This window comes from Nostoc sp., assembly GCF_036919675.1.
Lineage (GTDB): Bacteria > Cyanobacteriota > Cyanobacteriia > Cyanobacteriales > Nostocaceae > Nostoc.
Window position 1 is genome coordinate 105,087 of the sequence record NZ_JBALCP010000037.1, and the last position, 14,081, is coordinate 119,167.

The following is a 14,081-nucleotide window of genomic DNA, read 5'->3' on the forward strand; positions in this document are numbered from 1 at the left end:
TTATTTTCTCAATGCTATTTAGTTGCTGTTGGACCGACGACATTTGCAGTATTTAAGTTTTTCACTAAATCAGAATTTCCCCCCAAGCTAGAGCCGATAATCCGCATATTGTTAGCCATCATGCCAATATAGGTATGCTCAGGATTAGTATTTTCAATTGCATTGGCTGACCCCTTACCTGGTAACTCGTCATCAGCGGTGTTAGCGGTTTTTACATTTGCTTCGCGGGCAATTTGTTCTTCTACCTTGCTGGGGTAGACCTCAGAACCAAAAATTGCTGGGACGCCCACTTTCCGAACTTGGTCAATAAGCTTTGCGACATCTTTAGCGGAAGGTTCTTTGAAATCTGAAGGTTGGATTGCCCCAATCACTTGAAAACCATACTCTCTGGCCCAATAGGCCCAAGAATCGTGGTAGGTCAAAAGTTTACGGTTTTTAGCGGGAATACTGGCGACGATTTCCCGTGTTGCTTTGTCTAGGGCTTCTAGGCGTTGTAAATAATTTTTCAGATTGGTAGCGTAGTAATCTTTGCCAGCAGGGTCTAAAGTGGTTAATTGTTCGGCGGCTAGCTTGGCATAAGCCTCAGCATACTTGGGGTTTACCCACAGATGAGGATTGGGATCACCTTTTTCTTTCGGAAAGCTGAAGTCGAAAAGCCATTGGTCTTGGGTAATAGTTTTACTGCCTAGTTCAAAGATTTTAGTTTCTTTGGGCTTGGAGGCGATCGCTAGTTTTTCGGTTGGGGATTCTAAATGCAACCCATTGGCGATGATCAGATTAGCTTTGGATAGAATATCGGCATCGCTAGGACGAGGCTCAAAGGTGTGAGAGTCGGTTCCTTCTGGAATAATGCCTTTAACTTCTAGGCGATCGCCTGCAATGTTGCTGACAATATTTGTTAAAGGAGCGACTGTCGTGACAACTAAAAGCTTATTTTGTGTCTTTTGCTCTCCTGCTGGAACTGGAGTGGTTGTTACTTCAGGGGTGGGAGACACCGCCGTATTCTGAGGCGGACTGCAAGCTACTACCATGAAGCTGAGTGCCAATAGCAATCCAGAGAGGGTCTTCATTACACTCAAGCCTTCTAAAATTCAAGGGTCAGCCTATTATTAAAGCTCTACTCAGTATAAAGATGCAATGCCCCCATAGAGTATTTTCGCTGTGAAATATTTAAATTTTTTTTACCAATTGATCTCATGTCCGGCAAATTACTTGTAATAGATGATTGCGAGGGCTACGTAAACGCTGAAAATGGCTTCCTGTTGGGGAGCATCCTAAATGTGCAAAAACCTTGATATCCCTCATCCCCTAACCTCGCTAAATTGTTGCAATCATGGCGATGCCTGCGGTGGTCACTGACTTGTACTGAGCGCAGTCGAAGTAGCTTTGTCGTTCGCGCAGCGTCTCGTAGAGAAGTGCGGGCTAGCCAACGCATTTGTTATTTCGGCGAACGCATTTGTTATTTCGGCGAACGCATTTGTTATTTCGGCGAACGCATTTGTTATTTCAGCGAACTCATTTGTTATTTCGGTGGACTCATTTGTTATTTCGGCAGACTCATTTGTTATTTCGGTGGACTCATTTGTTATTTCGGCGAACTCATTTGTTATTTCGGCGAACTCATTTGTTATTTCGGCAAACTCATTTGTTATTTTGGCGTTTCCATAACGCACCCTACGAAACAACTAGAAGAGTTGAAACCTATGCTTGTCATACTTGTGTGTACACCGTAGCCCATGTTTGGGAGAGGGGCTGGGGGTGAGGGAAAAGAGTTAAGCAAAATTGGGATGCTCCCGCTTCCCATAGGGTAGTAGAACGTTCGCAAAGCCGCTACTTGGTACGATAAAGTTTAGAGTGTCACAACTGACTCTCAAGTAAACAGAAAAGGAGTGCGGACATGGTAAAAGGGAGGTTAGAAGCATTCAGCGATGGGGTGATTGCCATCATCATCACCATTATGGTGCTGGAAATCAAAGTGCCGCATGGGTTCAATTTAGCCGCGCTGCGTCCACTGATCCCAGTATTTCTGAGCTATATAATGAGTTTTATTTATATCGGCATTTACTGGAACAATCACCATCATCTACTACAGGCAGTCCGGCACGTTAATGGGCGTATCCTTTGGGCTAACCTGCATTTGCTGTTTTGGTTGTCGCTAATCCCCTTTGTCACCGGTTGGATGGGCGAGAATAACTTTGCCGCCATGCCAGTTGCCCTTTATGGTACGGTATTGTTGTTGAGTGCGATCGCTTACTTCATCCTTACCCGCGTCCTCATTTATCACCACGGTAAGGATTCTACTCTAGCGATCGCACTTGGTGGAGACTCCAAGGGAAAAATATCGCTGGTGTTCTATGCTGTGGCAATTCCACTTGCTTTTCTGAATTCATGGTTTGCTTGTGCATTGTACGTTTTAGTTGCCTTCATATGGTTTATCCCCGACCGTCGCATTGAGAAGACTCTCATTTCCTAGAGGAGGACATTATTTTATTTTTCCTCCAGTTAAACCTCATCTATGTTGAGAACCGTAGTTTTTGCCCTCACCCTAAATCCCTCTCCCAAGTAGGGCTACGGTGTACACATAAGTCCGAAATATAGCTGAAGAAGACAGGTTTTACCCCACCCTAACCCTCCCCTTGTAAAGGGGAGGGAACCGGAAATCTCATTTCCCCCCTTTATAAGGGGGGATTAAAGGGGGTGATACGGCTTGTGTGTACACCAGCCCAAGTAGGGAGAGGGACTTCTTTCCGGCTCCGCTTCTGGCAATATTGGGAGAAGAGGCTTGGGGATGAGGGTTTTTCTATTCATACAGAACTACAGTTTTCAACGTGGACGCGGTTTAGCTGATTTGGGCAAATCTGCATCTGTTGTTGTGGATGTCCTTAATTCCGTTCGTTACAGCTTAGGAAAAACTTATAATCGCACAAAGGACTGAAAAAAATACTGACAGCGATCGCAGTTGGGCTGTTGTCCGTGCAAAAATTGAAGCGAAGAACTTTGACTTGAAGGCTGTAAATCCCAACGCCAGCCCCTTCTCTGCGAGACACTACGCGAACGGGGAAGTCAAAAGTCAAAAGTCAAAATTGAAGAAGATGCCCTGACTCCAGAAGAACTATTGGATTTTATTGAGCGTAACTGTCATAACGGAACTTAAAGCTAAATAACACAATAATGCCTTAAATTTTAAATATATTTACTGGTAATCCTATGACAGGAATGGAACCTTTAGTAATAGCAGCGGCGGCATCAGCTGTTAGTGGCGTAGCTGTTCCTATTTTTCAGTCACTCTGGGGAGGCGGAGGAAAGCTTTTAGGGCTGTTTGGCAAAACTCTAAATGAAGAAACTAGTACCGCAAGGCGGAAGTCAAAAGTCAAAAGTCAAAAGTCAAAAGTATTATGGAATGGGCTTTTTAGGGATTTTAAATGGTTGCTCTATTTACGCCGTGGCGTACTAGGGAGTTAATTTTTACTGCATCAGAGCAGTATGTTCAGAACTACGAACAACGGCACGGTATCCTGAAAGTGTTGGGAATGCGTGACCCTGTAAAGCTGGAATCGGTCTATACAGCAGTTCAATTTTTAGATAATGATGCTAGGAGTAGTTTGGAATCTATCGAAAGTTTAGAACAATTCTATCGCCAAGCTAATAGTCGCAGGTTTCAATTTCAAGATAAAGAGAAACAAGCGAAGACAGGCGAGAAATGTTGGGAGTTATTGGAAAAGCTCGAAAATAGCGCTGCTAAAGAATTAGCCCACACGCCTTTATTGCTGACATTCTTGTGTTTAGTATATGACCATTCCCAGAACTTTCCAGATAATCGTAGTGTTCTTTACCGCAAGGCACTGCGGATACTGCTAGAAGAATGGGCATCAGAAAAGCGAATTAACCGAGAGAAAATATATCAAGGACTGCATACAGAATTAGAAGAAATACTACTCTCAAAGATTGCCTATATAAATTTTGAGTCTGACAGGCTATTTTGTTCTGGGCGTGATATTGTTGGGCAAATCAAAACATTTTTGGCGAGTAATCTGAATGCACCTCAGCAATTAGATGGTGAGGCAGTTTTAAATGCGATCGCTGTTCAACAAGGGATTTTGGTAGAACGGGCAGATGATGTATTTTCTTTTTCTCATTTAACATTACAAGAATATTTAACAGCACAGTATATTGATGATAATCGTCTAGTCGAAAAATTAGTTACTGAACATCTGATAGATAAACGCTGGAAAGAAGTGTTTTTATTAGTAGCTGGTTTAATGCGCGGTGGTGCAGATGATTTGTTGTTGCGGATGGAAAAGGAAGCACAAAAGTATATTAACACGCCGAAACTGCAAGCTTTATTAAAGTGGGCAGAACAAATAACATCTGGCTCACCAGGAGATTATAAACCTGTGGGTAAACGTGCAGTTGCGATCAGCTACGCCAACGCCAACGCCAACGCCGAAGCCATCGAATACACTCGTAAACTTGAAGAATTAAAAATCTTCAATAACGTTAATTTTACTATGCTGATTGACCAACTAAAAGAACTGAAAGATAAAATTCCTGATGATAAACAACCGCAGGAAGTGCATCGGACATTTCTTCAGCGCCTCCAACAAACCTTAAGAAATGCTTTCAATCTCAGCCCAGACATCATCAATTTATCCCAGGAAGAGGCTAAAGCACTGGAAAATTATCTCTACGCTAATAACCTACTCATCCAGTGCAAACAAGCATCTGTGCTGGTGTCGCGCACAACCTGGGAAGAGATTGAGGCCCGGATGTTGTTGGTTCCGGGTAATTGAATAATTTGGCATCAAGGCTAATATCCTGTCTATCTATATAGCCTTTTGTACAAAGCTTCAGGTTTAACACTACAGGTGGCGAGATGCTCCCAAAGCGCTTCCCACAAAAAGCGATCGCTTATTAAGCTGGGGCATTGATATCACAGTTGATATCATTTCTCACTCAAGGAGGGCGATCGCTTAATTTGGCTGTGATCAGCCAATACCCAATTCTCTCAACTTAGTCCGCTCGTCGGAAATCTCGCAAGCAACCCACTGAGACGAATTTTCATAAATGCTTGAACCTGATTGAAAATTCTGCGATCGGGAAAATGCTCACCAGATTTATTCCTATATTTTGTCCCAATTGGCACATTTATTTCTAAATATGTATGGTGTTATTTTCCTGACTCATTGTCAAACAAAAAATGACGAACCATAAGTTTACTCAAAAACGAAATCTACACCGTTTTTATCCTGTTGCGTATCTAGTAATTGAAAAATTTCGTCTTTCTCCTCTAACTTTTGGACTATTGGCAGCAGTTACCGCTACTGGAGTTTATTTGTTTAGTGCATTTTTAAGTAATACGCTGTGGTCTAAGCAGGGGCAGATGGGGTTGCTTCAAGACTGGATTCCCTGGTTAGTAGGACTTTTCATCAATCCAGTAACATTGGGATATTACTTGTGGAGTTTTCAAGCAATCGATCAAGTAATTCAAGAGCTTGAAATATCTGATGTATTAGAAATTGATAAATTAGAGATTGATCAATTCGTTATTAACCTCTATTCCCAAAAATGGCGCAAACTTTCTGCACTTGCCAGCGCTATTTTTTTCAGCACTATTGTTTTTATAATCCGACCTAGATTAGAATCCAGTTGGACTAGCTCTAGTCTTCTGCCAATATTGACTATTACGATCGCCACATTTGCAGTTGTATATATGGGTAGTATACTTGTCCTCAATCTGATTACAAATATTTGGATTTTCTATCGAATTTTAGGAAAGAAGGATCTCGATATTAATCCTCTTCATCCCGATCGCTGTGGTGGTCTTCGATGTCTAAGTGATTATTCGCTTAAAACTGCCTATCTAGTTGGTGTTTTGGGTATCTGGATTGGCGTGATTGAGTATCAAGTGATTACACAAGATGTCGGAAAAGGATTCTGGTTTGTTCATCTGGTAATTCCATTGTATATTTTTCTATCAATGGAATGTTTTTTTGGGCCATTGCTGGCAGCACATGGCGGTATGAAAACAGCTAAAGAAGAGTCTTTACATAAAATTGCTCGCCAGTTCCGAGCAGAGTATTCAGGAATTTATACTAGTCTGGCTGAAGACACAGAAGCTTTCAAGAAAAAATCTGAAAAAATTCAGCAGCTACGCACTTTATACACTATGACTGATGAGTTGCCTGTTTGGCCCTTCGATGTCAAAACTTTCCGCCGATATCTCCTAACTGTGCCTACTCCTCTTATTGGTATCCTGAGTGGTATAGGTAAAAATTTGTTGATAAATCTACTCAAGCAACAGGGAATCAAACTTGGCTAGTTACCGTGCTGCTATGGGTTATTTGCAAAGCTGTTGTGAATCAGAGTTTTCCATTGGCTGCTGACTCATAATTCAGTTCTATAATCCCAACAGGTGAAAACCAGCCGCCGCACCTAACCAGATTGCAACTTTCACAATAATGGGCTTGGCTGTTGTCGAGATTTTACGCCCTTATATATAGCTACCAATTCCAGTACTTCTTACCAACTTTAGAAGTTAGGCAAACATCAGGGCAATTTCTGGTTAACTAATCACACACAAGTACAATACCGAAATACAAAAAATATCAAAACTGCAAAACCAGTCGCCGCATAAAACACGCTACTAATTCCGCCAAAACCAAAGGCATAGACCATCAACAATGGTCCTAATGTTTGCCCTAATCCAAAAAATGTCCCGTTTATCGATATAATCGTCGCCAAATATTCTCTTGGTGCTAAATCTGCTAACAGTGTTTGGATACTAGGAAAACCAATGCCAAGTCCAATGCCAAAAGTTGTACTAGGGATTAATAGTAACCAGATATTTGACATAGAGGGAACTATTAACATAGCTAAAGCATAAAAAATATAAGATGCACTAATTAAATTTGTGGCGGAAAATCTTCTAGCTAATCTACCTAATTGGGAAGCTGTAATAGTAATGATTAAGGTGATACTGAGAGAAAGCAAAGAAGCAGCACCAATTCCTTGCAGCAAACGCAACCATAGCAATAAATTAAAATCACGAGCAAAGGCGCAAGCTGTACCAGCTATGCCAAATAAAAACAGTGAAGGAACGATAATTATCTTTCTGCCCCATCTATCGGCAAGGACACCAATAATCGGCCCTAAAATTAGAGATGGTAATGTATATACTGTAATCAATAAACCCAAATTCTTCGGGTTGATATTTAAGTCTTTCGCTAACTTTGGAAAAGCCGGAGTTACGCTAGAAACTCCGATAACAGCAATTAGTACAACTGCACAAATAATCTGAAAGTTTATCTCTAGATAAACTGGCCTCTGTCGTTCAAATTGGCTGTTATCTTCTGGTGAATTCATGATACTACCCTGTGTATAAATAATCGAGAACATGAAGCGTCTATAACGCAATACAGTTCAGTTAAGCATTTATTCCTTCTCTTCCTTATCTACGAGACGCTACGCGAATGCGTTCAACTCTTGGAGACGCTGCGCGTTGGCGTCGGCCTCTCGCAGAGATGGCGGTACCCTGCGGGAAGCCCTCCGGATTCAGCAGTCGCTCATGGGGGAAACCCCCTACAGCCCTTCTCCTAAAGGAGACGCTACGCGAACGGGCATCCTACGGCAGGCACTAGCCTCTCCCTTTGGGAGAAGCTAGCGCTGCTTCACCGCTTTGCGTCTACGTTAAAAAATTGACTCTGATAAAGAGCTAAACCTTAACTGAACTGTATTGGTCTATAACGCACCATCCCAATACTTTCGGTGTCGTCCTCTCTGGAGTAACACACCCTACGAAATTTGCTCTTTATTAAATCTGTGTTCCTGTGCAGCGTTTATTCTTTGTAAACCAGTATAAATATTGAACCGTTCTCCGCGCAAGAATCCAATTAAGGTAATCCCGAATTCCTTGGCGACAGACACCGCTAAACTACTGGGAGCGGAAACAGAACAGACAATGGGAACTCCAGCAGTTGTAGACTTTTGCAAAATCTCAAAACTAGAGCGGCCGCTGACCAGGACAATACAATTATTTAAAGGCAAATCGTCACTGAGCAAAGCTGTACCAATCAATTTATCCAAAGCATTGTGTCGCCCAACATCCTCCCGCAGGTTTAACAGTTGTCCTTGAAAATCGAAGGTAGCCGCAGCGTGTAAACCCCCTGTAGCAGTGAAGATACCTTGAGCAGCCCGGAGCTTGTCTGGTAGGCTGTAAATGATCTCAGGTGTTACCGTTGGCCCAGGAGGAATCACTGGACATCCCCGCAGACGCAAAGCCTCAAGGCTAGCTTTACCACACACCCCACAGGCGCTACTAGTGTAGAAATGACGCTCCAAAGGCTGTAAGTCTGGAATCAATCCATCCCGCAATTCTACATTTACGATGTTATGCCGCTGCTCACCATCTACCAATTCATCTACGCAGTAGCTAATTCGTCGGATATCTTCCCTGCTACTAACGACTCCTTCACTGTAGAGAAAACCAGCAGCTAGTTCAAAATCTGCCCCTGGTGTCCGCATGGTTACAGCTACTGTCTTCTGGAAAGGGGCAAGACGAATTTCTAAAGGTTCCTCAGTAGTGAGATGATCTAAACGAGACCGGACTTGACCTTTTTCCATTACCCAAACAGTGGCTTTAGTTTTGCTTTTAGTTGGCGTCATATTTATCAGAGTTGGTGAATTGAAATTTTGATATTAATCTGGAAACAGAGTAATGCTATTTGTATATCAGATGTCAGGTTGATGCTCATCAACTACTTTGTGCCGTTGAGCTAGATCGGCTAGGTTTCTGTTTAGGAAGTAAAATGAACCTAAAATTTTTGGCTTTCAGCAAAATTTTATTTGCAATAGTCTTTGTAATTTCCCTTAGTTTTGCAGGATACCTAGTAGGTAATAACATTAGTCAGAGAGTAATTGGAAAATCTCTTGCTAAACAAGTCATATCTACCTCCACCGTAGGAAAAAGTTCTCGACTACAGACACTTTTAAATGAGATAGTTGTAGAACAGAAAATCCCTGGTGCGGTAATGTATATTACTACACCGAAAGGTTCTTGGTTGGGAGCATCTGGTATCAATAACTTGTCAACTAAAACCCGGATGAAACCTACAGATGGTTTTGCCATTGCCAGTATGAGTAAAACTTTTCTGGCGGTGGTTGTGCTGAAATTAGTGGAGCAAGGGAAGATACAATTAGATCGGGCGATCGCAACCTACTTACCAAGAGACATCAGTCCTCATATTATCAACAGCGATAAAATTACAGTTCGTCAACTGCTCAACCACACCAGTGGTGTTGCAGAATACCTAGATACAAAAGAATTTATTCAAGCTACTGCGAAAAGAAGTCGCTCACACCCTTGGACAGCTAGAGAAGCTATTCAATATATGTACCAAGAACAACCGAAGGCAAATCCCGGAGAAAAATTTATTTATACTGATTGTAACTACATTCTTTTGGAACTGATTGTTGAAAATATGACTAGGGGAACTCTCGCACAAGCAATCCGCAGTCAGATTTTAAAACCATTAGGATTAAAACATACCTTCACGGAACTGCGCGAACCGATAATTGGAGAAGTAGCTACAGGTTATGGCGATCGCAATAAGGATGGTAAGCTAGATAGCTACGCCAAAGTCAATGATGGCAATGGTTTAGGAGATGGTGGATTGGTTTCAACAGCAGAGGATTTAGCCAAGTTCGCTAAAGCGTTATTTGTCAAAAAAACCTTACTTTCCTCAAACATGATCAAAGAAATGCTGAAATTTAGAGATAATGGCGAAGGCTATAGCTATGGGTTGGGTGTAGAACGGTTCTCATCTCCTTTGGCAAAAGCAATTGGGCATAGTGGTATAGCCTATGGCTTCGCAACATTGCTTGCATATCTCCCGAATCAAAATACCACCATAATAGTGCTGCTAAACAATCAGAATGTTGATATTAAATCAGTAGCTAGAACAGGTCTACAGGTTGTCGAGAATAAATGATTCTAATTTGTAATTATGCTTGTAGGGCTGGCATTATAAATTTTCTGGGTCAATGTTCAGTTCTCGCAATTTGGCTGCTAGGCGTTCAGCGCGTTGTTTTTCTTGTTCAGCACGTTGTTTTTCTTGTTCAGCGACTTCTTCAGGTGTGGGAATTAGATTTTCTTCCGCAGTGAAATAGCGCAATTTATGTTCATAAACACCCAAGTACAAATTTAATTGCTGACTCCATAGCCATCCTTGAGGATTAGGTTCTATCGGTTCATAAGTACCGCCAATCAAGATAAAGCCAGCAAATTCTAAATTATTGGGATCGAACCAAAAATATTCTGGTGTGCGAAAGATATCTTGAAAAATTTGTTTTTTCAAACCCTTGTCAGTTGCCGCTGTAGAATCCGAGAGTAATTCTACAATTATGTTGGGATATTTCCCGTCTTCTTCCCAAACAACCCAACTTTTACGAACTTTGCGTTCACATCCCAGCACTACAAAAAAATCGGGACCCCGGAATTCTTCTGACCTCCGCTGGCGTTTACTGTAGTAAATTGTGAGATTACCCGCAGCGTAAAAGTCATTGCGGTTTCGCCACAACAATTCCAAAGATTGTAATAGCAGAATTATTTGGCGTAGATGTAATTCGCTTTCCAAAGGTGGTTCGTCACTATATAAATCCCCTAGAGGAAATATTACATCATTTGGGAATTCAAAATCTTTGGCGACGGACATGGCTACAAGTTTTGGGGTGATATGGGTGATAAAAACTTACCGTAGCAGTAGTTTGAGTTTTAACATCTAGGTTTGTTTTTGCAGACGCACGATCGCATTATAATCAGGAACTCCTTCAAGCGATCGGCTAAAAGAGATGAAAAGTTTTCCCTACACAGACACACTATTGACAATCTATGCTTAAAATACAGTGCAGGGCGTTTTGGCTTCAGTATTCAAAAGAAAATTTACTTAAGTGTTGGAAGTCAGGTTGATGGTGATTTTTAGCCAGAAGTTTGGATAAAATTTGGCGATAAGATTGCATGGTGAGTGAATGAAACGAGGCAACAAGGCGAATAAAGGTTCCTCTGTGCTGAGTTGGTCTAAACGAGGTCTTACCTGACCTTTTTTCACCATCCAGACAGTGGCTTTTGTTTTGCTGCTAGTTTCGGTATTCATTTAATAATTACTATAATAATCACAAAGAATTAGTTAAATTTGCTTACTACACTGTATGCGCGATCGCGTTATCTTAAAAACTGTATCTGTTAGTCTGCCTTTTGGGATTGGTTCGATGTCTTGGGAAGCTGACCCAACAGAACGTAAAGCAGCTTGGTCGCTGTATGTGGAACTTGTGACCCGTATTGCTGTGCAATCATTGGAAGTTGACCAAGGGTTGGTAAGGGAAGCGTTGAACTCTCTCTATAGTTTATTTGGAATCACCCGCGAAGTTCTCAAAGCAGCCGGGCCTGATGTCGGGGGTTCTCGTGATTCCGTGGGGGGAATTGCGATCGCTGTATTGAATAATGGGTTAAGACCATTTTTGGCTAAATGGCATCCATTATTGCAAGCTTGGGAAGCAAAGCGTCCCCTGGGTTTGAGTCCGAAGGAACATGAGCAGAATTGGTCAGAGGAACCGAAGTTGAGAAATGAGTTGGAAGTTTTGCGTGATGGGTTGGAAAAGTATGCCAAGGCGTTGGCGGTAATTGCAGGTGTGGAAGAGTAACCAATGCACCAATCTCAGTTTGATGTTTTCCTTGCTCACAATAGTTTAGACAAGCCTGAAGTTAGAGCAATTGCAGAAGAACTTAAGCAGCACAATCTAAAGCCGTGGTTAGATGAGGATCAAATTTTTGCGGGAGACAATATTCACAAACTTGTCTTCCAGGGGATTTCGCAGTCTAAAGTAGGCGCTTTCTTTATTGGTCAAAATGGATTGGGAACTTTTCAAGAGAATCTTGAACTTGGTGGAATAATACAATGTTTTCTTAAAAAACACGAACAACAAGGTTTTCGCGTGATTCCCGTCCTACTTCCTGGTGTCAGTGATATTCCAGACAGTTTATATTATTTGAGCCAATGGGCTTGGATTAAATTCACTAGTTCAAATGATCAAGCAGCGTTAAGAAAATTAATACGTGGCATTAGAGGTCGAGAACCAGAAGCACAAGAGCAACCAGTAATTCAAATCCCTGATTCACCATTCATAATTCAGCCTCAACCTACTCAAAACGCTTTAGAGCTTCTTAACTCACATCTTAATGTTCAGCCGAACACTTCAGCCATTGAGGCAGTAAAGCATCTTAGGTGAATTCTAGGAATAAAATTACCATAACCGTTGGTTTCGACTTACCTCGGCTCCGCTCGGCACAAGTCGCTCAACCAACTGAGTGGTCGAGAGTTGAGCGTACCCCTGCTCTTAAGCAAGCTACGGGTAGCATCTCGCAGAGAAGTTGAAACTCGTCAACATAGGGATTTTTTTCATCAGAAATCACCTTAAGCCATATCTTGATACTCAGCCTCAACCCACTCAGACAGATGACCTAGCCTCAGAAAAAGGCATCGACTACACCAGACTGCGCGACCTACTAGCAGCACAAGAGTGGGAACAAGCCGATGAAGAAACTTACCGAGTTATGATTAAGGTTTTAGGTAAGAATAAGGGTCACATATTCACCGTAGAAGAGATGAAAAGTTTTCCCTGCACAGACCTACACACTATTGACAATCTGTGGGTAAAACACAGTGCTGGGCGTTTTGGCTTCAGTATTCAAAAGAAAATCTACTTAAATGTTGGAGGTCCGCTTGATGGTGATTTTTACCAAGACATTTGGAGAAAATTTGGCGATAAGATTGGATGGCGAGTGAATGAAATATGGATTTGTGGGTGTGATGAAGACGAAGAAATTAATTTTGATATTTCATCGCCTGAGGGTCATCTTCCCGTCGTAAGTGGGCAACTAGAGGGAAAAGTTATAATTCTTTTCTCTCGCATTGATACTTACTGAGTGTAGCATTTAAGGCTTTCAGCTTAATTTAACTGTTACTGCCAAATGCAACCCTAATGCATCCAGCAAAGCACTCAGGCAATAAAATTCTATTTCTTCTTTCTCGGATAATATCTGTTCGAGTTTGTCATAAACTTGCTTAACTTGTACAGAAAATTGATCAATTCCACATAATCAGGGACACCTGCAAGCGATGGCTCACTTTTAAATTCTAAATATTATCACTGAGGTTTAGCTCATTTGAAGAGTAGCTTCTCAAATTCGCGTCATGTCTGGATATAACCAAAATCCTCACAGTCACAAACGTTATGTTACTTACAGCTATTTTTAGGTAAATAGACTACGCCCTACGCGCACAGTAATGCTGTGCCCCTAGACAGATGTGGTTTAAATACATGAAAACCGTTGTCAAGTATTAGCTTTTATCTTTGCTTTTATATACATTGAAGCAGGCATTTTTGTAACTAGCAATTTGAGTTATCTCTATCTGTCTTATGTAGTGAGTTCTATTCATCCCCTAAGTAGGATTATCCATCTTTATCAGTTTGTTAAGTTATATGAAGGTACTGAAAGCAAGTTTTTTCAGTAAGTAACTCAGGAAATTCAGAATAGTCTTAATTTAGTTGGAGTTTATTATGACTTACACAGCTGATGAAGCAACAAAACCCGCTTTAGAAAGTTTTAAACACTTTGATGTAGATACTCAGCTAGGCCTACTTTGGTTCGGTTACTTGGATCTTAAAGAGCAGCTACAGCCGGCACCTCCTGAAAGGATAGAAGTTCCTGCTAAAGCAGTGTTTGACCTATTTCTGGACTTGTCTCCTGAAGAGCAACTGCAAGCGCAACGCGACATTATTAAAGGTGCAGCTAGCAATATCAGCCAAGCCTATAATGCTCTAAGTGCCAATTCCAGATTAGACGTTTGGCTGCTGCTGGCAGAAGGAATGGAGAATGGAACCATCATTCAAGTGCCGTCCGACTATCAACCACCTGCTGAAACGGACGAATTTGTTGCATCGATCAAAAAACTAGAGTTTGAGCAGCGGATTAATTTCATGCTGACTGCGGTGCAAGCAATGGGTTAGTCAAGTTCAAGAACTTCTCA

15 protein-coding genes are annotated in these 14,081 nt (G+C 41.6%); 10 read left to right on the forward strand and 5 right to left on the reverse strand.

Features of this window, described 5'->3' with window-relative positions; all coding sequences use genetic code 11:
* Nucleotides 1-14: 14 nt before the first annotated feature.
* Entirely contained in the window at nucleotides 15-1,070 is a 1,056-nt protein-coding gene (locus tag V7K49_RS06935) for a metal ABC transporter substrate-binding protein (protein WP_335204983.1), read from the reverse strand.
* A gap of 827 nt (nucleotides 1,071-1,897) precedes the next feature.
* Between V7K49_RS06935 and V7K49_RS06940 the strand changes: the two genes are divergently transcribed.
* From V7K49_RS06940 to V7K49_RS06955, 4 genes are all read left to right on the forward strand, one after another.
* Nucleotides 1,898-2,473, forward strand: coding sequence for a TMEM175 family protein (locus V7K49_RS06940; RefSeq protein WP_335204984.1), 576 nt, complete (start codon nucleotides 1,898-1,900; stop codon nucleotides 2,471-2,473).
* A gap of 734 nt (nucleotides 2,474-3,207) precedes the next feature.
* Complete coding sequence (locus tag V7K49_RS06945; RefSeq protein ID WP_335204985.1) at nucleotides 3,208-3,462, forward strand: hypothetical protein; 255 nt, start codon at nucleotides 3,208-3,210, stop codon at nucleotides 3,460-3,462.
* Nucleotides 3,423-4,790: an NACHT domain-containing protein gene (locus tag V7K49_RS06950; RefSeq protein WP_335204986.1), complete on the forward strand. Its 1,368-nt coding sequence runs from the start codon at nucleotides 3,423-3,425 to the stop codon at nucleotides 4,788-4,790. Before V7K49_RS06945 ends, V7K49_RS06950 begins: the two co-directional genes overlap by 40 nt.
* A gap of 407 nt (nucleotides 4,791-5,197) precedes the next feature.
* Entirely contained in the window at nucleotides 5,198-6,319 is a 1,122-nt protein-coding gene (locus V7K49_RS06955) for a hypothetical protein (RefSeq protein WP_335204987.1), read from the forward strand.
* 251 nt (nucleotides 6,320-6,570) lie between these two features.
* Here V7K49_RS06955 and V7K49_RS06960 read toward each other — a convergent pair whose 3' ends face one another.
* Nucleotides 6,571-7,362: an MFS transporter gene (locus V7K49_RS06960; RefSeq protein ID WP_335204988.1), complete on the reverse strand. Its 792-nt coding sequence runs from the start codon at nucleotides 7,360-7,362 to the stop codon at nucleotides 6,571-6,573.
* Between the two features lie 429 nt (nucleotides 7,363-7,791).
* Nucleotides 7,792-8,661, reverse strand: coding sequence for a formate dehydrogenase accessory sulfurtransferase FdhD (gene fdhD / locus V7K49_RS06965; RefSeq protein ID WP_335204989.1), 870 nt, complete (start codon nucleotides 8,659-8,661; stop codon nucleotides 7,792-7,794).
* A 143-nt stretch (nucleotides 8,662-8,804) separates the two neighbouring features.
* On the opposite strand from fdhD, the gene V7K49_RS06970 reads away from it, so the two are divergent.
* Nucleotides 8,805-9,986, forward strand: a complete 1,182-nt coding sequence (locus V7K49_RS06970) for a serine hydrolase domain-containing protein (RefSeq protein ID WP_335204990.1) — start codon at nucleotides 8,805-8,807, stop codon at nucleotides 9,984-9,986.
* Nucleotides 9,987-10,019: 33 nt separating this feature from the next.
* Here the strand turns inward: V7K49_RS06970 and V7K49_RS06975 are convergent, their stop codons facing one another.
* Entirely contained in the window at nucleotides 10,020-10,709 is a 690-nt protein-coding gene (locus tag V7K49_RS06975; protein ID WP_335204991.1) for a Uma2 family endonuclease, read from the reverse strand.
* A gap of 78 nt (nucleotides 10,710-10,787) precedes the next feature.
* Between V7K49_RS06975 and V7K49_RS06980 the strand changes: the two genes are divergently transcribed.
* A complete protein-coding gene (locus V7K49_RS06980; protein WP_335204992.1) occupies nucleotides 10,788-10,976 on the forward strand; it encodes a GUN4 domain-containing protein in 189 nt (62 codons plus the stop codon).
* On the opposite strand, the gene V7K49_RS06985 is transcribed toward V7K49_RS06980, so the two are convergent.
* On the reverse strand, nucleotides 10,941-11,147 hold the full coding sequence (locus V7K49_RS06985; protein WP_335066826.1) for a hypothetical protein: 207 nt from the start codon (nucleotides 11,145-11,147) through the stop codon (nucleotides 10,941-10,943). The genes V7K49_RS06980 and V7K49_RS06985 overlap by 36 nt on opposite strands.
* A gap of 55 nt (nucleotides 11,148-11,202) precedes the next feature.
* On the opposite strand from V7K49_RS06985, the gene V7K49_RS06990 reads away from it, so the two are divergent.
* The 4 genes from V7K49_RS06990 (at nucleotide 11,203) to V7K49_RS07005 (ending at nucleotide 14,061) form a co-directional block, all read left to right on the forward strand.
* Nucleotides 11,203-11,694 (forward strand): hypothetical protein, encoded by a 492-nt coding sequence (locus V7K49_RS06990; RefSeq protein ID WP_335204993.1) that lies wholly within the window; start codon nucleotides 11,203-11,205, stop codon nucleotides 11,692-11,694.
* Nucleotides 11,695-11,697: 3 nt separating this feature from the next.
* Complete coding sequence (locus V7K49_RS06995) at nucleotides 11,698-12,279, forward strand: toll/interleukin-1 receptor domain-containing protein (RefSeq protein ID WP_335204994.1); 582 nt, start codon at nucleotides 11,698-11,700, stop codon at nucleotides 12,277-12,279.
* Between the two features lie 142 nt (nucleotides 12,280-12,421).
* Entirely contained in the window at nucleotides 12,422-12,976 is a 555-nt protein-coding gene (locus tag V7K49_RS07000; protein WP_335204995.1) for a GUN4 domain-containing protein, read from the forward strand.
* A gap of 635 nt (nucleotides 12,977-13,611) precedes the next feature.
* The gene (locus V7K49_RS07005; protein ID WP_335204996.1) at nucleotides 13,612-14,061 is read left to right on the forward strand and encodes an orange carotenoid protein N-terminal domain-containing protein; all 450 of its coding nucleotides are present in this window, start codon (nucleotides 13,612-13,614) and stop codon (nucleotides 14,059-14,061) included.
* Nucleotides 14,062-14,081 lie beyond the last annotated feature (20 nt).